This window comes from Vibrio sp. YT-19(2023) (assembly GCF_033337395.1).
Genome location: NZ_JAWOQN010000007.1, coordinates 20,739 through 40,595, shown reverse-complemented (window position 1 = coordinate 40,595; position 19,857 = coordinate 20,739). Strand labels below are relative to the sequence as shown.

The 19,857-nt window shown below is 45.1% G+C and carries 17 protein-coding genes; 7 read left to right on the top strand and 10 right to left on the bottom strand.

Going from position 1 to position 19,857, the window contains the following annotated elements:
• Positions 1-60: 60 nt before the first annotated feature.
• Entirely contained in the window at positions 61-2,343 is a 2,283-nt protein-coding gene (locus tag R7E78_RS06945; RefSeq protein WP_017635678.1) for a tetratricopeptide repeat protein, read from the bottom strand.
• Between the two features lie 164 nt (positions 2,344-2,507).
• Positions 2,508-3,353, bottom strand: coding sequence for an NADPH-dependent 7-cyano-7-deazaguanine reductase QueF (queF, locus tag R7E78_RS06940; RefSeq protein ID WP_025768898.1), 846 nt, complete (start codon positions 3,351-3,353; stop codon positions 2,508-2,510).
• Positions 3,354-3,461: 108 nt separating this feature from the next.
• Here queF and syd point away from each other — a divergent pair, with 108 nt between their 5' ends.
• Entirely contained in the window at positions 3,462-4,007 is a 546-nt protein-coding gene (gene syd, locus R7E78_RS06935; protein ID WP_025768899.1) for a SecY-interacting protein, read from the top strand.
• A gap of 2 nt (positions 4,008-4,009) precedes the next feature.
• Entirely contained in the window at positions 4,010-4,786 is a 777-nt protein-coding gene (locus tag R7E78_RS06930) for a Zn-ribbon-containing protein (protein WP_005383605.1), read from the top strand.
• 126 nt (positions 4,787-4,912) lie between these two features.
• Here the strand turns inward: R7E78_RS06930 and R7E78_RS06925 are convergent, their stop codons facing one another.
• From R7E78_RS06925 to metN, 3 genes are read right to left on the bottom strand one after another with little or no spacing between them, the layout of a single operon-like run.
• Positions 4,913-5,722 (bottom strand): MetQ/NlpA family lipoprotein, encoded by an 810-nt coding sequence (locus tag R7E78_RS06925; protein WP_005381966.1) that lies wholly within the window; start codon positions 5,720-5,722, stop codon positions 4,913-4,915.
• Positions 5,723-5,754: 32 nt separating this feature from the next.
• Positions 5,755-6,432 (bottom strand): methionine ABC transporter permease, encoded by a 678-nt coding sequence (locus R7E78_RS06920; protein ID WP_005383604.1) that lies wholly within the window; start codon positions 6,430-6,432, stop codon positions 5,755-5,757.
• Entirely contained in the window at positions 6,422-7,456 is a 1,035-nt protein-coding gene (gene metN, locus R7E78_RS06915) for a methionine ABC transporter ATP-binding protein MetN (protein ID WP_053306522.1), read from the bottom strand. The genes R7E78_RS06920 and metN overlap by 11 nt, the downstream gene beginning before the upstream one ends.
• A 341-nt stretch (positions 7,457-7,797) precedes the next feature.
• Between metN and gmhB the strand changes: the two genes are divergently transcribed.
• The 4 genes from gmhB (at position 7,798) to treC (ending at position 12,745) form a co-directional block, all read left to right on the top strand.
• Complete coding sequence (gene gmhB, locus R7E78_RS06910; protein ID WP_005381961.1) at positions 7,798-8,349, top strand: D-glycero-beta-D-manno-heptose 1,7-bisphosphate 7-phosphatase; 552 nt, start codon at positions 7,798-7,800, stop codon at positions 8,347-8,349.
• Between the two features lie 74 nt (positions 8,350-8,423).
• Positions 8,424-9,371, top strand: a complete 948-nt coding sequence (gene treR, locus R7E78_RS06905; RefSeq protein ID WP_005381960.1) for a trehalose operon repressor TreR — start codon at positions 8,424-8,426, stop codon at positions 9,369-9,371.
• A gap of 176 nt (positions 9,372-9,547) precedes the next feature.
• The gene (gene treB, locus R7E78_RS06900) at positions 9,548-10,972 is read left to right on the top strand and encodes a PTS trehalose transporter subunit IIBC (RefSeq protein WP_005381959.1); all 1,425 of its coding nucleotides are present in this window, start codon (positions 9,548-9,550) and stop codon (positions 10,970-10,972) included.
• Between the two features lie 87 nt (positions 10,973-11,059).
• A complete protein-coding gene (gene treC, locus R7E78_RS06895; protein ID WP_318057773.1) occupies positions 11,060-12,745 on the top strand; it encodes an alpha,alpha-phosphotrehalase in 1,686 nt (561 codons plus the stop codon).
• A 99-nt stretch (positions 12,746-12,844) separates the two neighbouring features.
• On the opposite strand, the gene R7E78_RS06890 is transcribed toward treC, so the two are convergent.
• From R7E78_RS06890 to R7E78_RS06880, 3 genes are all read right to left on the bottom strand, one after another.
• Entirely contained in the window at positions 12,845-13,744 is a 900-nt protein-coding gene (locus R7E78_RS06890) for a hypothetical protein (protein ID WP_226083964.1), read from the bottom strand.
• Positions 13,745-13,875: 131 nt separating this feature from the next.
• Positions 13,876-15,396 carry a transcriptional regulator gene (locus R7E78_RS06885; protein WP_318057772.1) on the bottom strand — a complete coding sequence of 507 codons (1,521 nt, stop codon included), beginning with the start codon at positions 15,394-15,396 and terminating at the stop codon, positions 13,876-13,878.
• Between the two features lie 90 nt (positions 15,397-15,486).
• Positions 15,487-16,089, bottom strand: a complete 603-nt coding sequence (locus R7E78_RS06880) for a YitT family protein (RefSeq protein WP_031780204.1) — start codon at positions 16,087-16,089, stop codon at positions 15,487-15,489.
• A 347-nt stretch (positions 16,090-16,436) separates the two neighbouring features.
• Between R7E78_RS06880 and glyA the strand changes: the two genes are divergently transcribed.
• Positions 16,437-17,687 carry a serine hydroxymethyltransferase gene (gene glyA, locus R7E78_RS06875; RefSeq protein ID WP_005381985.1) on the top strand — a complete coding sequence of 417 codons (1,251 nt, stop codon included), beginning with the start codon at positions 16,437-16,439 and terminating at the stop codon, positions 17,685-17,687.
• Positions 17,688-18,105: 418 nt separating this feature from the next.
• On the opposite strand, the gene lipA is transcribed toward glyA, so the two are convergent.
• Together lipA and lipB are read right to left on the bottom strand one after the other, a co-directional pair.
• Positions 18,106-19,071 carry a lipoyl synthase gene (gene lipA, locus R7E78_RS06870; protein WP_005391329.1) on the bottom strand — a complete coding sequence of 322 codons (966 nt, stop codon included), beginning with the start codon at positions 19,069-19,071 and terminating at the stop codon, positions 18,106-18,108.
• Positions 19,068-19,730 carry a lipoyl(octanoyl) transferase LipB gene (lipB, locus tag R7E78_RS06865; RefSeq protein WP_005384137.1) on the bottom strand — a complete coding sequence of 221 codons (663 nt, stop codon included), beginning with the start codon at positions 19,728-19,730 and terminating at the stop codon, positions 19,068-19,070. The genes lipA and lipB overlap by 4 nt, the downstream gene beginning before the upstream one ends.
• Positions 19,731-19,857 lie beyond the last annotated feature (127 nt).

Sequence of the window (19,857 nt, the reverse complement as noted above, 5' to 3'; positions counted from 1 at the left end):
ATCTGATAATAACAAAAAACTTTATAGCGTCATTAGTTATTACGTTCAACAGGCGTTTAATTATCCATTTTTTAATATTTTCTTGATGTCGTCCTCATTCTTGTAGGACGAATGGATCTTGATCAGGCCTTGGCTAATGGCATGTTGACAGGCAGTTCTTATGTTACCTGTTGCAAAGCTAGCAGCAGGCGCATTATCGATGGCTTTTAAGAACACCCAGTGGCTTTGCTTATCCTTCAAGCTGACTTCTCGTGCGATGTGAGTAGCAAGCAATAACAGATCGAGTAATTCCTCATCGTTAATTGCAGTGTAGGCTCGGGGTAAGAACGGATAATCGCTGATGCCCATACGAATAATACGATTGACGTTGTGCTGCTGTGCGAACTCATCCACCCAAGTCTGGAATTTTTCGAACATGACTTCGGCAGAAGCATCACGGTCAGCGTTCGGTTCTATGTAGAGTAAGTTCGCATCTGAGAAATGGTAAAGACGCGACGGTTTTTCTATTTTTTCCGCAAGGAAGTCGCCAAATGCCCGTTCTAGTTCTAGACCTGCCTTATAGCCGTTATGGACGTACATGCTTCGTAAGAATGGCAAATCGATCATAACAAAGCGTAGGCGATCATTAAGTGGTTCGTGGATCAATTCACCCATTTGCCATTGCTCGAAAGTTTCGCTCGACTTTTTCAATGAGCGAGAAAGCTTAACATTCAGCATACGCAAGTTACGTAAACGAGAGCGAGAGTGGGTGAAGAGGTCGTTACGCAGTTTTTCGATTTCACTTGCTTGGCGCTGCATAATGACACCACGGCGCATAATGAACAAAAACATGACCAAGACAGTAATAAACAATGCAAATGAGATTTTCTGGAATTTACGATGCTCTCTTTCCACTTGCTCTAAGCGTTCTGATTGACCGATGTAATGGATGGTTTGTTCGGCAAATTCTTTTTGCTGACGGAACGCATCCTCACTGATTTGGTTAAGCTGCTTTTGTTCTAGACGAACGAGGTTGGTGTATTTTTTATAAGCTTGCAGAGAAAGTTTGTATTCGCCTGCCTGCTCGTAACCCAACCCAAGTAAACGGTATGACTGCTGCTTAATGAAGTTGTTATTTTCAGGTGACTTTTCAGCAAGTGCTAACGCCAGCTTAGCATTAGTAATGACGTCTTTACTGTCATTTTGATGATAAGCCAGACCTGACTGAAGCAGGGCAGCCTTTGCTTCAAGCTTAGGAATATTGGTGTATTCTAAAAGCTCTTTAGAGCGGTCTAAGTACTGCTCTGCTAGCGCGTAGTTATAGAGTTGTAGGTAGGTAGCCGCCAAGCTTAAGCGAATTTTAATGATTCTATTGATGTTCTTACTGGTACTTTCATGGTCAAGCACGTTGAAGTAATGCACTAACGCAAGGTTAAACTTACCCTGATAAAAGTAGATGTCGCCCATTTGCTCTAGGACGTCCGCTAGGATCGGAGAGCTAGGGTAAGAGTCATAAAAATCTGCGGCTTGAGATAAGTATTCGATCGCTTTGTCGTACACTCGTCGCTCCTGGAAGAGCCTAGCCAAAAGGCGATTCACTTTTGCTAATCTTGCACCACTGTTACTTTCAATAGATTGCCAATAACCGTATAGCAGCTCTGACAAAGCCAAATTGTATTTCTTGCTATTGAGGTAAAACTCGCCGACGGCTGTGTAGTAGTCGATCAAGGCTAACTCAGAGCGGCTATCGTCAAGCATGGTCTTTGCTTCAGAGTACAAGTTTTCCGCTTTAATGATATCGCCACTATGTGAAGCGAGGAGTGCTCTTTGCATCACTAGTCGGTAGCGAACGCTGTCGGTGCGTTGTAATACGGCATCGGCTTCATCGAGCTGTTGTTCAATTTGGTTAAGCGTGTCTTCCGCTTTTGAGTAGTTTTCGTCGTACATCCAAATCATTTGGTTGCGCATCAGCTGGAGATCTAAGTCCATGTACGGCAATTGATATTCTTGCGCTAAGCGTTCCGCTTTATTTAGGTGCTCGATAGCCGAACGAACATTACCCATGGCGTAATCTGCCTGAGCGATAATCTTGTGCGCTTCGATGGTGCTGCTTGGTGTGCGAACGCTACGATCTGTTTCGTCGCGAGACATGGCTGAAGGGCTGTCACTTTCTTTGCGTTCTGTTAGCTCACGCTGTGACAAATAGTTGGTTGCCGCTTGTTTTGCTTGTGATGGTTCTATTTCCGCCAATTGTTGTGCTTCGTTGAGTAACGCGGACGATAAAATGGTTGCATGAAGTGGCTGTACAAACAGCAAGCAAAGAAAGCCAATCAATTTGAATAGACGCGAACTGTCCCAAAACATCCTTTCGTTCCCTCGAACTGTTTTTAGATATGGCGATAACGGCGAAAAGCCTCAATTAGCCGTTTAAATGCGGGTTGAAGCCATTTGATATAGTAACATGCTTGGACAATAAAAACGTCCGGCAACCCTTTAGATTGCCGAACTTATTTCTGTTGCCTATGCGCTTACTGACGAGCCATACGGTGATTGTGAGCTGGCTTATCTTGTTCCGTTGAGCGGTAAGGGTTGATATCCAAGCCTCCACGGCGCGTATAGCGGGCAAATACGGTCAGTTTGCTTGGTTGGCAGTATTTCATTAGATCCGTAAAAATACGCTCTACACACTGTTCGTGGAACTCATTGTGCTCGCGGAAAGACACTAAGTAACGTAACAGCTTCTCACGAGCTATTTTTGCGCCTTGGTAGCGAATTTCTACACTGCCCCAGTCGGGTTGGTTAGTGATCAAACAGTTTGATTTCAATAGGTGGCTATGTAGCACCTCTTCAACTTGTACTTCACCTGCTGCACCTTCAAGCAAATCGGCATCGAAATCGTAACTGGTGATGTTAATGTCTTGGTCATCAATACATTCACCGTCCATTGTTACGATAGGTTGATTGGTATAGTGGGTCACTGGATTCACCTCAACCAGCACCTTTTCACCTGCGCATTCAGAAAGGTCTTGTGTTAAACGCTCAGTCACTTCTTCCCAGCTTGCAAAGCGGGTTTGGTTATAGCTGTTTAAGTACAGTTTGAAAGACTTCGATTCAATCAAGTTTGCGCTGGTGGCTGGAATGTATACTTCGCCAACGGCCACTTGTGGTAAACCTTTACTATTTAACCAAGACAATTCGTACAGCGTCCAAATGTCGTGCCCCATGAAAGGCAGAGTATCGCCTAACTGGAGGTCATCTCGGTTCAGGCTGCGAGGGACTGGTTGCAGCAAGCTTGGGTCATACTGGTTCGCATACTCGGTCGTTTTACCTAGTGTTAAGCCAGCAAGCTCTTTAGCGTCAGAATATTTGCTCATACTTTGTGGTCGTTTTCGATTAGAATGGCGAGAATTTTACTGAATCCGCTGGTCAATTGCCATCCGGCAAGCACGGCTATCTGATAAATAAGGAATGAGGAGACCTTCATGACCCCAAACGTTACTCAGGCGCTACAAGAGTTCAGCCTGCGCTACCAACAAGCTTGGCAAGCTAAGCACAATGAGTTGCCAAGCAGTGAAGAGCTTGCAGAGCTTGTTTCTCCTTGTGTCGAAGAGAAGCGTGATGGAAAGGTGCTTTGGAAAGCGGTCGCACGTGATGAAATGGCCGATTTCACCAATGTGGAAAATGCGATTGAGTTGTCACTGCAAGATGATGTTAAAGCCTTTTATGGTTCTCAATACTGCGCTGATATGGAGGCAACTTGGCAAGGTAATTCGTTGACGCTGCTGCAAGTCTGGAGCGATGACGATTTCGTGCGTCTACAAGAAAATATTCTTGGTCATTTGGTGACGCAGCGCCGCTTGAAACTTAAACCAACAGTATTTATCGCAGCGACAGATGAGGAAATGGATGTGATTTCTATTTGTAACCTCACTGGCAATGTGATTCTAGAGCGTTTGGGCACCTCTAAACGTGATGTATTGGCAGATTCATTGGTTGAGTTCTTGAATAAGTTAGAGGCTGCCGTCTAAGTATGTATGTTGTTGAGTTGCAGTTTGAGTGTTTTGATAACACCACCGTCAGCGCGGTAGACAAAGCCATTAATGGCTTGATGGATGCTCTGCGTTACAACGGCCAAGTATTAGGTCGTGAATTCCCGATAGTGATGGGAGAAGGTGAATTTTTCGTTCGTGTTGTTTGCCCAGAACAAGACAGCTTGCATCCACGTTATCACTCAGATTTCGTCAAAGTGTGCATGAACCGTTTGTCGGATGCGTCTTTGCTTGCACCGAAAATGCGTATGCTGGGGCGTGATTTGAATTCAGAACAAGCAGCCGAAGAAGAGACACCTAGCTGGCAAGTGTTGTACACGACTTATGTTCATACGTGTTCGCCTTTGCGAAGTGGTGAAACCCTGTTGCCAATTCCTTTGTATCGTAATGAGCCAACACTTAATGGAGACCATAAAGCCGTCATTAAGTGGCAGACTGAGTGGCAAGCGTGTGATGAAATCCAAATGGCAGGGGGCTGCCGAGCGGAACATGCGGCGCTGCACGAAATTTGCGATGTGGATAGTGTGCTGTTTCGCCGAGGTTGGGACTTACGTGGCCGTATCGAATACATCACGAAGATCCCTACGTACTATTACCAGTATCGTGTCGGTGGTCAGTCGCTGGAGAGCGAGAAAGCGCGCAAGTGTCCAAAATGCGATGGCGAGTGGCTACTCGATGAGCCACTACATGACATATTTCATTTTAAGTGTGATGACTGCCGAATCGTGTCGAATATCTCTTGGGACCATCTTAAGTAGCGAATTGAAGCTACTTAAATGGGTAGATAGACAAATAGAAAGGGCTGATGTTTTCACATCAGCCCTTTTGTGTTTAGAACGTTTATGTTTAGAACGTTGTTTTCAGTCATGTTTTGAAAAGTGGGATTACCAACCTTTCACAACACCGCCTTTGAACAGTTCTTTTGCCGCTTCGTAAACTTCTTCCGTTTGGTAAGCTTTTACGAAGTTTTGTACGTTTTGCGCATTAACATTTTCTTCGCGAGCGACAATTAGGTTTACGTATGGTGAGTCTTTATCTTCAACGAACACGCCGTCACGCTCTGGCGATAGGTCGATAGAGCTTGCGTAAGTGGTGTTGATGATAGATAGCGTTACGTCATCCAGTGAACGTGGAAGCTGTGGGGCTTCTAGTTCAATGATTTCGATATTTTTAGGGTTGCCTACGATGTCACGTACTGTAGCGAGTAGACCAACGCCATCACGTAGCGTAATCAAACCTTGTTGCTCAAGAAGCAGTAGTGAGCGACCTAGGTTAGTTGGGTCGTTTGGTACTGCGATGCGTGCGCCATCTTGAATTTCATCAATTGATTTTACTTGCTTTGAGTAACCAGCAATAGGGTAAACGAATGAGTTACCCGCGATAGCCAGTTTGTAGCCGCGGTCTTTCACTTGTTGGTCTAGGTATGGTTTGTGCTGGAACGCATTCGCGTCTACTGAACCATCATCCAGAGCGGCGTTTGGTGTTACGTAATCGGTAAATGTTACTAGCTCAACGTCTAGGTTGTATTTCTCTTTTGCTACTTTAGCTGCCACTTCGGCAACTTGTGCTTCAGCACCAGCAATAACGCCAACTTTTACTTTGTTTACGTCTACTTCTTTGTCGCCGCAACCCGCTAGAGCAAGAGCAGAGGCGGCCGTTGCTACGGTCAAAAGACCTTTAAGGCTAAATTTCATCTTTATCTCCTTATAATTTGTATTTTTGATGCTTATCTGTGGTCTACACGGCGCACCACTGCGTCACCGATAGACTGAATAATCTGTACTAGAACAATCAACATCACGACAGTCACGGCCATGATAGTTACATCGTAGCGGTGGAAACCGTAACGGATGGCTACGTCGCCTAGGCCGCCGCCGCCTACCGTACCCGCCATAGCTGAGTAGCTAACGAGAGTGACCAAGGTAATCGTTACTGAGTTAACAATAGTCGGCATTGCTTCAGGTAGTAGAACTTTTGTGATGATCTGTGTTGGTGTCGCCCCCATTGACTGCGCTGCTTCCACCAAGCCTGTCGGTACTTCTAATAAAGCACCTTCAATAAGACGAGCGACAAAAGGAATGGCGCCAATAGTCAGTGGGACGATTGCTGCGGTTGTACCGATAAAGGTTCCAACCAGCATTTTTGTCACTGGAATAATCGCAACCATCAGTACGAGGAATGGCACAGAACGACCAATGTTAACGATAGCGCCTAAGCCGCTATTTAGTTTGGTGTTTTCAAGTAGGCCGCCTTTCTTAGTAATATGGAGGATTACGCCTAATGGAATACCCACAGCAAAGCCGACTAATCCGGCAACCGCAACCATGTAAAGCGTTTCCCACGTTGCACCTAAAAGTAGTTTGCTGTTTAAACTCAGCCATTCAGAAATCGTATTAAAGGACATAACCAAGTACCTCTACTTTTACGTTGTGCTTACGCAGGTATTCAAGAGCTGCGTTGTCATCTTCTTCGTTACCAAATAGCTCTGCGACCATCATGCCGAATTTCACGCCACCAGCGTAATCAAGGTCGGAACTCAAAATACTCACATCAATATTGTATTTACGAGAAATTTGCGACATTAACGGTGCATCGACGGTTGCGCCAGTAAACTCTAAGCGAACCAACGGGTAGCTGCCATCAACACGCTCTGCTTGCAGACGAGCTTGGTAATCTTCAGGAATGGAAAGATCCAGCGTTGAGCGAATGAATTGGTGTGCCAGCTCTGTCTTAGGGTGCGCAAAAATATCGCCAACGGTGCCTTTTTCCACCAGCTCACCACCACCGATGATTGCTACTTCGTGACAGATGCTTTTTACGACTTCCATTTCGTGAGTGATAAGTAAAATCGTGATGTTGAGTTTGCGGTTGATCTCTTTCAATAACTCAAGGATAGATTGAGTTGTTGCTGGATCTAGTGCACTAGTGGCCTCATCACAAAGCAGCACGCTAGGATCGGATGCCAATGCACGAGCAATTGCCACACGCTGTTTTTGTCCGCCACTTAAGTTAGATGGGTAGCTCTCGTGTTTGTCGGCTAAGCCTACAAGCTTTAGCAACTCAGTTACTTTTGCTGTGATTTGCGATTTGTCTTTACCTGCCAGTTCTAGTGGCAGTGCTACATTATCAAACACAGTACGAGACGAAAGCAGGTTAAAGTGCTGGAAGATCATGCCAATGTTACGGCGTGTTTCGACTAGTTGTTTTTTACTGAGTTTGGTTAGATCCACACCATCAACGATGATGGAACCAGAGGTCGGCGCTTCTAGCATGTTGACACAGCGGATCAGCGTACTTTTACCAGCACCTGATGAACCGATAACACCAAAGATGGTGCCTTTGTCGATGTGTAGGTTAATGTCTTTCAGGGCAAGGATTTCCTTACTGCCTTGGTAGAACACTTTATTGACGTTTTTTATTTCTATCATGTTTCAACCTGCCCAAAGATACGGGGAACTTCGCTGTCAAAAACGGCCTTTGACAGAACTTAATGTTGAGCTTTATCTCAATTTTCAGTTGATGCTATGGGTTAAGCAGAATGAAGTCAATAGATATTTTTACGTCTAGACGTCTAAATGTATGGATGTTCTGTTTTGAAACGAAGATGTATAGATAACAAGCAGGAGGTAGACGGCGGGGCACCCTCAGATTTACCGATTCTTGCCCAACAAATCAACCGTTTTGTCGAGGCCTAGAATGAATTAGATAGTGTTGAAGTTTATAAGGTATGTAATAATCTGATTAAACCGAGTTAATAGAGAAATACGTTTTGGCAAAACCTGCTGTTTTTATCGATCGTGATGGCGTGATAAACGTTGACCACGGCTACGTTCATGACGAACATGATTTTGAGTACATTGATGGTGTATTTGAAGCGACGAAAGCGCTAAAAGATAAAGGCTACCTTCTAGTGTTAGTGACGAATCAATCGGGCATCGCACGCGGTAAATTCAGTGAAGACCGTTTCTTGTCTCTGACTCAATGGATGGATTGGAACTTTGCTGATAATGGTGTTGAGTTCGATGGTATCTATTACTGTCCACATCATCCAGAACATGGCATTGGCGAGTACAAGCAAGATTGTGAGTGCCGTAAGCCAAAACCAGGCATGTTCATTTCTGCGCGTGACTTCTTGAAGATCGACATGGAGAAATCTGTGATGATCGGCGATAAAGCTGAAGACATGATGGCAGCAGAAGCGGCAGGCGTTGGCACTAAGATTTTGGTTCGCACTGGTAAGCCAGTAACGGAACAGGGCGAAGCCATTGCAACGGTAGTATTAGATAGCATTGCAGATGTGCCTGCGTACTTAAACAAGTAATCTTCATTACTGACTGAGATAAGGGAAGCCACTGCTTCCCTTTTGTTTGATTCCTTCTTTTAATCTGAACACTTATGAGCAAAAAACTCACCATTCTTGATATCGCAAAATTGGCAGGCGTGGGCAAATCGACAGTAAGCCGTGTGCTTACTAACGATCCAAAAGTGAAACCCCAAACGCGAGAGAAGGTTGAGCAAATCATTCGTGAATCTGGTTATGTGCCGTCCAAATCTGCGCAATCAATGCGTGGCGGCAGCCAAAAAGTTATTGGGGTTATCATCTCCCGTTTAGATTCACCATCAGAAAATCGCGCCGTTGGTACAATGCTCAATGCTTTGTATTCCGCTGGTTATGATGCGGTGATCATGGAGAGCCAATTCGATCGCGATAAAACCAATGAACATTTGGATGTGCTTAAACGTCGCAACGTCGATGGGGTGATCGTGTTTGGCTTTACTGGATGTGATGAGCGAGCATTGGCGGAGTGGGGGAATCGTATCGTCGTGATCGCGATGGACACGCAAATGGTTTCCTCGATCAACTACGATAACCAAGGTGTGATAGACATGGCTTTGTCTCACCTTGAGCAGCAATCTTTATCTCGCATTGCTTATATTGGTGTTGATCCTGAAGACAAAACCACTGGCTTAGCTCGTCTAAATGCTTATAAAGCTTGGTGTCAACGCAAGCAAATTGCACCTTGTTTCCAAACGGGTAAGTTGAGCCATGAAAGTGCTTATCAGTTGGTAGACAAAGTCCTTCAATCTGACACTCAGGCCATCGTGTGCGCCAGTGACACTATCGCGTTGGGCGTGATTAAGCGTCTTCAAGAGTTAGGACGTGAAGACGTGGTTGTGACAGGTGTTGGTGGTAATGAATTGCTCTCTTTCCTTTTTCCTAAAGTGTTTAGTGTCGACCCAGGTTATACCCTTGCAGGTGAGAAGTCCGCTAACATGCTGATCAATCAATTAAATGGCGATGAGGAAGTGGTTCACTTTACTCAACAGCCTATCGTTTGTTAATCCACACTAAAACGATCTGCTCTAAAATTATACTGTGATCATTCTCAATTAATGGGACTGTTCCCATTTTGTTTTTTGTCTTCGAATGGCAATATTAAAATTAAGAAATGGGAATGTTCCCATTTATAAAAACAAAATGATGAATCGAATGTATCCAATACAGGGTGGACAAAATTATGAGTAAGATTGCGCGTAAAGACGTGGAGCGTCTTATTGAGCTGGTCGGGGGGCCGGACAATATTGCCAGTGTAAGTCACTGTTTAACTCGCTTGCGTTTTGTTCTAAATGATACGGACAAAGCAGATACGAAACAGTTAGAAGCATTACCGATGGTGAAGGGCTGTTTTACCAACGCAGGCCAGTTCCAAGTGGTTATCGGTACTGAAGTGGATGAAGTTTACAAGGTACTGATCGGACTGACGGGTAAAAGTGAAGCCAGCAAAGACGAAGCGAAGAACGCTGCTCGTCAAAACATGAATATCGTTGAGCGTGGTATTTCCCACCTTGCAGAAATCTTTGTACCACTGCTACCAGCGATCATCACCGGTGGTCTGATCCTTGGTTTCCGTAACGTTATTGGCGACATCAAGATGTTTGATGGTCAAACGCTAACGGAAATCAGCCAGTTTTGGGCAACGGTACACTCTTTCTTATGGCTGATTGGTGAGGCGATCTTCTTCTTCCTACCGGTTGGCGTGTGTTGGTCGACAGTGAAAAAGCTCGGCGGTACTCCGATTCTGGGTATCACGCTTGGTGTAACATTGGTTTCGCCACAGTTGATGAACGCCTACCTGATTGGTAAGCAAGTACCCGAAGTGTGGGACTTTGGCTTATTTGCCATCGAGAAAGTGGGCTATCAGGCGCAAGTGATTCCAGCAATGCTTGCTGGTATGGCTCTGGCGTTTATTGAAACCAACTTAAAACGCATCATTCCGTCTTACCTTTACCTAGTGGTCGTGCCGTTTGTCTCAATCATTGTGTCTGTGATTCTTGCGCACTCTATCATTGGTCCATTCGGTCGTATGTTGGGTGACGGCGTGGCATTCGCAGCAAAAGCAGCCATGACGGGTGACTTCGCAATGATTGGCTCAACCATCTTCGGCTTCCTATACGCGCCATTGGTCATTACTGGTATTCACCACACCACCAACGCGGTTGACCTTCAATTAATGCAAGAGCTAGGCGGCACGCCAATTTGGCCTCTGATTGCGCTTTCAAATATTGCTCAAGCGTCTGCGGTCGTCGGCATCATTATCATCAGTAAAAAACACGGCGAGCGTGATATCTCAGTGCCTGCGGCTATCTCTGCTTACCTTGGCGTGACTGAACCGGCGATGTACGGCATCAACTTGAAATACAAGTTCCCAATGTTGAGCGCGATGATCGGTAGTGCGTGTGCTGCTGCTATTTGTGGTAGTGCGGGCGTAATGGCGAACGGTATCGGTGTGGGCGGTTTGCCGGGCATCTTGTCTATCCAACCGCAGTTCTGGGGCATTTTTGCTTTGGCTATGTTAGTCGCAATGCTGGTACCTGCTGCATTAACGTTAATTCTTTATAAGCGTGCACAAGCCAAAGGTGAGCTTGAGCCTGCAAACGCGTAATTCTATTTGAGGCAGTGACTTGGCTGCCTCCTCCTATTTTTCTTTTCAAATTTTAAGTTTCCGATTACTGGTAAGTGAGTGTTAGAAATGGCTATGACCAAGCATGATGAGAGCTGGTGGAAAACCGCAACCATCTATCAAATTTACCCAAAAAGCTTTTGTGACAGTGGCAGTAAAGGCACGGGCGACATCAAAGGGATCATTTCTAAGCTGGATTATCTTAAGCATCTTGGTGTGGATGCGATTTGGCTGACGCCGGTTTACCAATCGCCAATGATCGACAACGGTTATGACATCTCCGATTACTACTCGATCAATCCACAGTTCGGCACTATGGAAGATTTCGATACTTTGCTAGCAGAAGCGCATCAGTTGGGCATTCGTATCATCATGGACATTGTAGTGAACCACACGTCGACAGAACACAAGTGGTTCCAATCCGCACTGGGTGATAAAAACAGCCCATACCGTGATTACTACATCTGGAAAGATCCGGTAGATGGTGTAGAACCAAACAACTGGCAATCAAAGTTTGGTGGCAACGCTTGGGCGCTGGATGAAAAAACAGGCCAGTACTATTTGCACCTTTTTGCTAAAGAGCAAGCGGACTTAAACTGGGAAAACCCAGTAGTGCGTGAAGAAGTGAAAGAAGTCATCAACTTCTGGGCAGAAAAAGGAGTGGATGGTTTCCGTCTCGACGTTATCAACCTGATTTCCAAGCAGCAAGATTTTCCAAGTGACGATATTGGTGATGGTCGTCGTTTCTACACGGATGGTCCACGTGTGCACGAATACCTTCAAGAGATTAGCGAATCTGTGTTTCAAAAATACGGCAGCGTGACGGTGGGTGAAATGTCTTCCACCACGCTAGAGCACTGCCAGCAATATTCTTCGCTAGACGGCAAAGAGCTATCCATGGTGTTCAACTTTCATCATCTGAAAGTCGATTATCCAAATGGTGAAAAATGGACCAAAGCGCCGTTTGATTTCATTCAGTTAAAACAGATCTTCAATCATTGGCAAACGGGCTTAAATGGCAAAGGGTGGGGGGCGCTGTTCTGGTGTAACCACGACCAACCACGCGTTGTGAGCCGATTAGGTAACGACGAGCAATACCGTGTTGAATCTGCCAAGATGCTTGCGGCATCGGTACACATGATGCAAGGTACGCCTTATGTCTACCAGGGGGAAGAGATCGGCATGACCAACCCGGGTTATACCGAAATCAGCCAATATCGTGATGTTGAAAGTACTAACATGTACGACATTATGGTCAACCGTGATGGTGTATCTCATGACGATATGATGGCGATCTTGGCACAGAAGTCGCGTGATAATTCACGTACACCAATGCAATGGAACAGTGCAAAACATGCGGGCTTTACTGAGGGAACGCCGTGGCTTGAAGTGGCGCAGAATTACTCTGAAATCAATGCTGAAGCTGCGGTTGCCGATTTGAACTCGGTGTTCTACTTTTACAAGCGTCTGATTGAACTGCGTAAACAGGTTCCAGTCATCACCGATGGCCGTTATGAAGATTTACTGCCAGAGCACAAACGTATTTTCGCTTACGCTCGTCAGAACGATAAGCAAACGCTGCTGTGTATCAATAACTACTACGCTGAAGAGGTGGAATGCGTTCTGCCAGAACGTTTTGATATGAGTAAGGCGAAAAACTTGCTATCTAACTATCAAAACTCAGCGAGCGCAGTCGCGTCAAACCATCAAGTGTTACGACCTTACGAAACTCGTATTTTATTGATAGAAGAATAAACTCGGGTGTCATCACCCCTAAGATTGATGTTCGAGATGAAGGCTTTGGTGTGCTCCCCAAAGCCTTCTTTTATTGAGATATCTATAAAAAATGCGAGCTTATTTTGTTTCAATCGCTGTTAGCTGCACTTTCTCTTCGTTGATTTGTACTTGTTGTACTTTCAGCAGTTCAATTTGTTCTATCAGACCTAAGCTCGGATTAAACCAACGTTCTGCCGAAGTGGCGAACTCCATTGAGTCCATATCATCACAGTTTAGGTTGTAGATGTTCTCTTCCATCAGGTATGCCGCTTCAATTTTCTTGCCTGAGATCGAGAACGCTTTACGCATACCAGTCTCTCGGATTTGCTGTTGCCAAACCACTTGGCAAGATGCTGTCATAGGAAGGTTTTGTACCCACTCATGATCTTCAAAACGGTCTAGAAGGTTGTGAACTGCGTAGCCTGTAAGAGTGGTTTGCAGAGACATAGTTTCTTCACCGATGTCAATATTCGGGCTTTTCTCTTTTACGTCGTCACCGTTTAGGCGGAAAATCGGACCGCTGTGCATAAGCATGGCAATAAACTGATGACCAATGAAATAAGCGTCAGTGATTTCATGGAGTGCACCATCTGATCCTGCAAAGTAAAGCGTATTGCTCTCTTGGTCGTCGTTGTACTGCTCGTCTGAATAGTAGAACTGTTCGGCGCCGTAGTTCACCAAGTCATTAACCAACTGGACCATTGCCTCGCTGTTTGGGATTTGTGCCAATGCTGCCAATATTTGCTCGCTATCCATCGCTTGGAAGCTCAGTTTCATGTCGCCCTCTGGTTGGCCATCCAAGCTAAACGAATAGCTCAATTGTGTGTTTGGTACAGGAGCGAAGATTGAGTTGTGAATCGAGACGTCGAAACTTTCTTGAGGCATTTTGTTTGGATTCGCACTGCCAGAAGACGAACCTCCGCCACAGCCGTAAAGAGCCAGAGTTGCTGCTGCGATAAGCGTCATTTTGTTTAGCATGGTTTACATTCCTGATTGATAAGGCCGTTTCATGTTGGGCCGTTGCTTGAATGCGAGCATGCTAAGTTCAGTGAGAGAAAAAGGGCAAAAAACAAAAGCTAACAGGGGTTAATGAAAGCTTAATTTTATATTTAGGTCTTTGTTTTGTTTGGGGTTATTTCGTTGGCTACGTTAGTGCAATACTCGTTAATGAGCGCTTTCCATCGGCTTATGATTTCTTGATCGGTCACACTAACATGCAACGTTTTCCACGGTTGGAGGCAAGTCTCTTTTGATTCAGATTGAGAAAGACGCTCAAACAAGGTTTCGGAAGGTAAAACGCGCAGCAGCGCCACCAGTGATTCCATGTAGTTGAGACGGAACTGTTCAAGTTTGTTCTGCTTATAAGCAATGTGAGACACAAAGGTATAAATCAGTGCGTTTTGGATACGTGAGTCGCCATCTGGTGTCGTTAACAGAGCTTTTGCCCTGTCTAAGTTACCTAATTTGAAATGCAATAGACCTAACCAGAGGCTCAGCTCATCTGGCAAAACATCAAACGACGATTGTACTTGAGTTAAATACGCTTCCAGCTTTTGATGTTCGTGCTCGTATAAGGCGAGATGTCTTGCCGTTGTTATAGCCGCAAATTCATCAGATTGTCGGAGAGGTTGGCTAGAAAAGGCATTCTCGAATAACATTTTTTTGTGAATATCCGAAAGCTGCCACGAACTTGCCGAAGGTGCAGGCAGATTGAAGTATTGCGCGACATCCGAGTGCATTTGGAAAATATCCGATTGTAAGGCAGATAAACGCAGTGTGTACTCATTGCGAAACGCCAGCTTGCCCGTCGCAGGATAAATAAGGTTCATCTGCGCTTTCAAGATGCCCTGTTTTGTGCCGTCTTTTAACTCGATATTGAGCTCGTAGTCGCTGGTCTGCATGTTTCGTGCGCCAGGGAAATATGGCGTATGACCGATAGGATCAAGAAAGTAACTAGGAGCATCTTGGTTGGCGATGTCGGTGTATGGATATTCGACCTGTTGTTGCAGCAAGATGGCTTTGACCAGTATGCGGTATTTTCGCGCCTGAGAGCCGATTGAATCGACACGGTTGAGTAGTAGCTCGACTTTGGGAATCAGTAGTTGATGACGTGTTTGTTGTGTTGAGATTTCTTGGCGTTGCCATAACAAGCTTGCGAGCGTCACGCTACAAACTACAAGTACGGCACATAAGCTGTAAGCAAAAATCAGCTTGAAGTTCTTATTACTCGCCACCTGGGTTGAGATAACGCGCCGATGGCTTTTCGCTGGTGGCACTAAACGAATATTGGCAGGGTTAAGAAAGTAGCCTTTGCGGGGGTAAGTGACTAAAAGCTTAGCGGCATCGTATCCGGGTAAGTACTGCTGTAGCAGTGCACGTAAGGTGCTAATGCGGTTCGTGAGCACATTCTTAGAGATGAATTTGCTCTGCCAAATGGTTTCGATAATGGTATCGGCAGAGAGTGGGTGGCCAACGCTTGTTAACAGCAGTTCTAATAATTCAACGGTGCGAGGTTCAAGATCAATCGCGATAGCATCTTGATGAAGGCTCTGTGTCTTCGGGTTATAGATCAGCTCTCCAATCGCAATACAACTGTGAGTCTGTTTAGCTTGTTGCAGAAAGTCGCGCATACCGTACCGATCTATTTGGAAATCGCGAAGTATTATATAGCGATTGGAGCGCGAAATCTTATAAATCGCGCTTCAATCATTATCAAAAATTTATGAACCGTAGGTCACGGAATAGCGGTGCGGTTTGTGGTTCATCGCTAACACGACATTGAGTGCAAACGCCCCCAAAATTGAAAGGCCAATCACTTCTGGTGTGACAAAGAAGAATGAAGCAAACAGGATACATGCATCGATTGCCATTTGGCTTTTGCCAACTGAAATGCCAAATTTGTCTTGGATAAACAAACACAGCACGTTAAAGCCACCTAAGCTGGAGCGATGTCTGAATAGGATCAGCATACCGAGCCCCATTAAAAGCCCGCCTGCGACGGCGCAATAAACTTCATTTACCGATTCGAGCGAGATTAGCAAATAAAGATGATCGGCAAAGATAGAAACCAACGCGCCAGAAATGGCACTATTAATGGCGAAATGACGGCCGAAGCGTTTCCATGCTAGTAAGTAAAAAGGACTGTTTGCTAAAAAGTACAGCACACCAAAGGTAAAAGGTGTAAATTGGCTAATAAGCAGAGCCAATCCAGTCGTGCCTCCCGTTAGAAGGTTCGCGGATTGGAGAAAGAAAACGCCTTGAGCTACTAAAAAGGTACCCGTGAGAATCGCTATCCAGTCTTCTTTTAATGAGTGTTTTTCCATCAATGTTGCAGTCATTAGTGATAAATAAGGCGTGCATAGTAGTAAAAAGATGATCTTTTCGGTAGCTAGAGGGTAAAATTTACGGTAAACCTATGTAATTGCTGTTTTACAGGGTGTAAAGCACAAATTTGACAGGCAATAGATTGTCGTTATGCGATTGCAATGCTGGCATGATAAACATTGCTTGTCATCATGAAAAAACTGCATGAGAAAAATTGTAAATTTCTCTTTATGACCTAAATCAAATTATGTAGAATGCGCGCCATTAGGGTGACGAAAACGTTTGCGTCGGGTCATTCAACAGTTTTTTTGCAACTTTCAGTACTAATCTGAGTCAGGAGATACAGATGCTTAAGCGTGATATGAACATCGCAGATTACGATGCGGAACTGTTCGCAGCTATCCAGGAAGAAACTCTTCGCCAGGAAGAACACATTGAACTTATCGCTTCTGAAAACTACACAAGCCCACGTGTAATGGAAGCGCAAGGTTCTCAGCTAACGAACAAATACGCTGAAGGCTACCCAGGTAAGCGTTACTACGGCGGTTGTGAGTACGTAGATAAAGCTGAAGCACTAGCAATTGAGCGTGCATGCCAACTATTTGGTTGTGAGTACGCTAACGTACAGCCTCACTCAGGTTCTCAAGCAAACAGCGCAGTTTACATGGCGCTTCTTAACCCTGGCGATACAGTTTTAGGCATGAGCCTAGCGCACGGTGGTCACCTAACTCACGGTTCACCAGTAAACTTCTCGGGTAAGCACTACAACGTTATCCCTTACGGTATCGATGAAGCTGGTCAAATCAACTACGACGAGATGGAACAGCTAGCACTTGAACACAAACCTAAGATGATCATCGGTGGTTTCTCTGCTTACTCGCAAATCGTTGATTGGAAACGCATGCGTGAAATTGCTGACAAAGCAGGTGCTTACTTATTTGTTGATATGGCGCACGTAGCTGGTCTTATCGCTGCCGGTGAATACCCAACACCAGTACCGCATGCTCATGTGGTAACAACAACGACGCACAAAACACTAGCAGGTCCTCGCGGTGGTCTTATCTTGTCAAATGCTGGCGAAGATATGTACAAGAAATTGAACTCAGCAGTGTTCCCTGGTGGTCAAGGTGGCCCTCTAATGCACGTTATCGCTGGTAAAGCAGTAGCGTTCAAAGAAGCGATGGAGCCAGAGTTCAAAGCTTATCAAGCTCGCGTAGTGAAAAACGCAAAAGCAATGGTTGGTCAGTTCCAAGAGCGTGGCTACAAAATCGTATCTAACGGTACAGAAAACCACTTGTTCCTTGTTGACCTAATCGACAAAGATATCACTGGTAAAGACGCAGACGCGGCACTAGGTGCAGCAAACATCACTGTAAACAAGAACTCAGTACCAAATGACCCACGCAGCCCATTCGTAACGTCTGGTATTCGTGTAGGTACGCCAGCGATCACTCGCCGTGGCTTCACTGAAGAAGATGCAAAAGAGCTAGCAAACTGGATGTGTGACGTTCTAGATAACATCGGCAACGAAGAAGTTATCGAAGCGACAAAACAGAAAGTGCTAGAAATTTGTAAGCGTCTACCAGTTTACGCCTAACATTTTTTGAAAATAACTCAGGCGAACTCGTTCTATTTCTGCGATTCGGTTTGATTATTTGATTGATGAAAGGTCCTCATTTGAGGGCCTTTTTGTTTGTCTGGCGTTTGGAATGAGATATAGCGAGAGAGTGTGATAAGGGGATGGCTACCAACACTGTCCCTTTTCAATATATCCAAACCACGTCATTCCGACGAGCCTAGGCGAGATCAGGAATCTTGTTGAGGCACACTCTTTTACTCAGAGTTTCCCTAAAAATCATCAGTATTCTGAAAACAGATTCTGAATCACGCTCGTTCCTCGCAGTTCAGAATGACGGTGGTAGAATGGCTTTTTATCATCATTTGCCAGATGCAAAAAAGGTTGGCACTGAGCCAACCTTTCTTTTCAAAACAAGCTTTTCAAAACAAGCGAGAGTTTATTTAATCTCGATACCTTGAGCCTGCATATCGGCATGGTAAGAAGAGCGAACAAATGGACCACACGCTGCATGCGTGAAGCCAAGTTCTAGTGCAACTTCTTTTAGCTCGTCAAACTCTGATGGTGGAACGTAACGTTCTACTGGCAAGTGGTGACGGCTTGGCGCTAGGTACTGGCCTAGAGTCAGCATCGTTACGCCGTGTGCGCGTAGATCTTTCAGTACTTCGATGATTTCTTCTTTGGTTTCACCAAGACCCATCATCAAACCAGACTTGGTCGGTACATCGGGATGCTGCTCTTTGAACTTCTTAAGAAGCTCAAGTGACCATTTATAGTTCGCACCTGGGCGAGCTTTACGGTAAAGACGTGGCGCTGTTTCTAAGTTGTGGTTGAAGACATCTGGCGGATTGTCTTTCATTAGATCAAGCGCTACATCCATGCGACCACGGAAGTCAGGAACCAGTGTTTCAATCTTAATATGCGGGTTTAACGCACGGATCTCGCGGTTACAATCGGCAAAGTGCTGTGCACCGCCGTCACGCAGATCGTCACGGTCAACAGAAGTGATTACTACGTATTTCAGCTTCATATCGGCAATGGTTTTCGCCAGTTTTTGAGGCTCTTCTGCTTCCGGTGGTAATGGGCGGCCATGAGCAACGTCACAGAAAGGACAACGACGAGTACAAATAGCACCTAAGATCATGAAGGTTGCTGTACCGTGGTTAAAACATTCCGCTAGGTTCGGGCAAGATGCTTCTTCACATACGGAGTGAAGTTTATTCTTACGCATCGCCGCTTTGATGTCTTGAATTCGTTGGCTGTCGGCTGGTAGCTTGATCTTCATCCAATCAGGCTTACGTAGCACTTCTTTCTGCTCTGTAGGCATGTTCTTTACGGGAATCAATGCCATTTTATCGGCGTCACGATATTTAACGCCTTTTTCCATCTGGATTGGTTTGCTCATGCTTTATTACCTTGAGAAGGTGCTTCTGTGCTGAATTCTACTTGCTCATAATCGAGCAAAGTAACGAGTTCTTCTATTAATTGTTTTTCTACGGCTTCTACATTGTCTGGGCCGCCAAATTGGCTGACCTGAACCATTTCCATACCTTCATAACCACAAGGGTTAATACGCAGAAACGGTGTTAAATCCATATTTACGTTCAAGGCTAAACCATGAAACGAGCATCCTTTACGAATGCGTAAACCGAGAGAGCATATTTTCTTACCGGCAACGTAGACACCTGGTGCGTCAGGTCGCGCGGCTGAGTCAATATTGTATGCTTTTAGCGTGTTGATCACGAGGTTCTCGATTGTGGTAACGAGATCTCGTACACCTAATTTTTTGCGGCGTAGGTTGATCAAGAAGTAGGCGACCAACTGACCAGGGCCATGATACGTAACCTGACCTCCGCGATCACTTTGTACAACAGGAATATCGCCAGTGTTAATCAAGTGCTCAGCTTTACCTGCCTGTCCTTGCGTAAATACTGGGTTATGTTCTACCAACCAGACTTCATCACGGGTTTCTTCTGTGCGTTGGTCGGTGAACTCATGCATCGCCTTCCATACAGGCTCATAGTCTTGGCGGCCAAGTCGTTTTACAACAAGTTGGTGTTGCATGGGAATTCCTGTTGCTAATATATAAAGTTTTTGGATTATAAACCGGATAACCCTGATGCTCTACCGCTGCGTAACAGATTTTTAACTGAAAGTGATGTAAATCCTCGTTATCTATTTGATAAATAAA

Coding starts and splice junctions, on each gene's coding strand:
- R7E78_RS06920 (WP_005383604.1), bottom strand. CDS start 6,432: ATGTCCTTTAATACGATTTCTGAATGGCTGAGTTTAAACAGCAAACTA.
- R7E78_RS06880 (WP_031780204.1), bottom strand. CDS start 16,089: ATGGAAAAACACTCATTAAAAGAAGACTGGATAGCGATTCTCACGGGT.
- R7E78_RS06890 (WP_226083964.1), bottom strand. CDS start 13,744: ATGCTAAACAAAATGACGCTTATCGCAGCAGCAACTCTGGCTCTTTAC.
- syd (WP_025768899.1), top strand. CDS start 3,462: ATGACCCCAAACGTTACTCAGGCGCTACAAGAGTTCAGCCTGCGCTAC.
- lipA (WP_005391329.1), bottom strand. CDS start 19,071: ATGAGCAAACCAATCCAGATGGAAAAAGGCGTTAAATATCGTGACGCC.
- R7E78_RS06885 (WP_318057772.1), bottom strand. CDS start 15,396: ATGCGCGACTTTCTGCAACAAGCTAAACAGACTCACAGTTGTATTGCG.
- R7E78_RS06930 (WP_005383605.1), top strand. CDS start 4,010: ATGTATGTTGTTGAGTTGCAGTTTGAGTGTTTTGATAACACCACCGTC.
- treC (WP_318057773.1), top strand. CDS start 11,060: ATGGCTATGACCAAGCATGATGAGAGCTGGTGGAAAACCGCAACCATC.
- metN (WP_053306522.1), bottom strand. CDS start 7,456: ATGATAGAAATAAAAAACGTCAATAAAGTGTTCTACCAAGGCAGTAAG.
- lipB (WP_005384137.1), bottom strand. CDS start 19,730: ATGCAACACCAACTTGTTGTAAAACGACTTGGCCGCCAAGACTATGAG.
- treB (WP_005381959.1), top strand. CDS start 9,548: ATGAGTAAGATTGCGCGTAAAGACGTGGAGCGTCTTATTGAGCTGGTC.
- glyA (WP_005381985.1), top strand. CDS start 16,437: ATGCTTAAGCGTGATATGAACATCGCAGATTACGATGCGGAACTGTTC.
- R7E78_RS06945 (WP_017635678.1), bottom strand. CDS start 2,343: ATGTTTTGGGACAGTTCGCGTCTATTCAAATTGATTGGCTTTCTTTGC.
- treR (WP_005381960.1), top strand. CDS start 8,424: ATGAGCAAAAAACTCACCATTCTTGATATCGCAAAATTGGCAGGCGTG.
- queF (WP_025768898.1), bottom strand. CDS start 3,353: ATGAGCAAATATTCTGACGCTAAAGAGCTTGCTGGCTTAACACTAGGT.
- R7E78_RS06925 (WP_005381966.1), bottom strand. CDS start 5,722: ATGAAATTTAGCCTTAAAGGTCTTTTGACCGTAGCAACGGCCGCCTCT.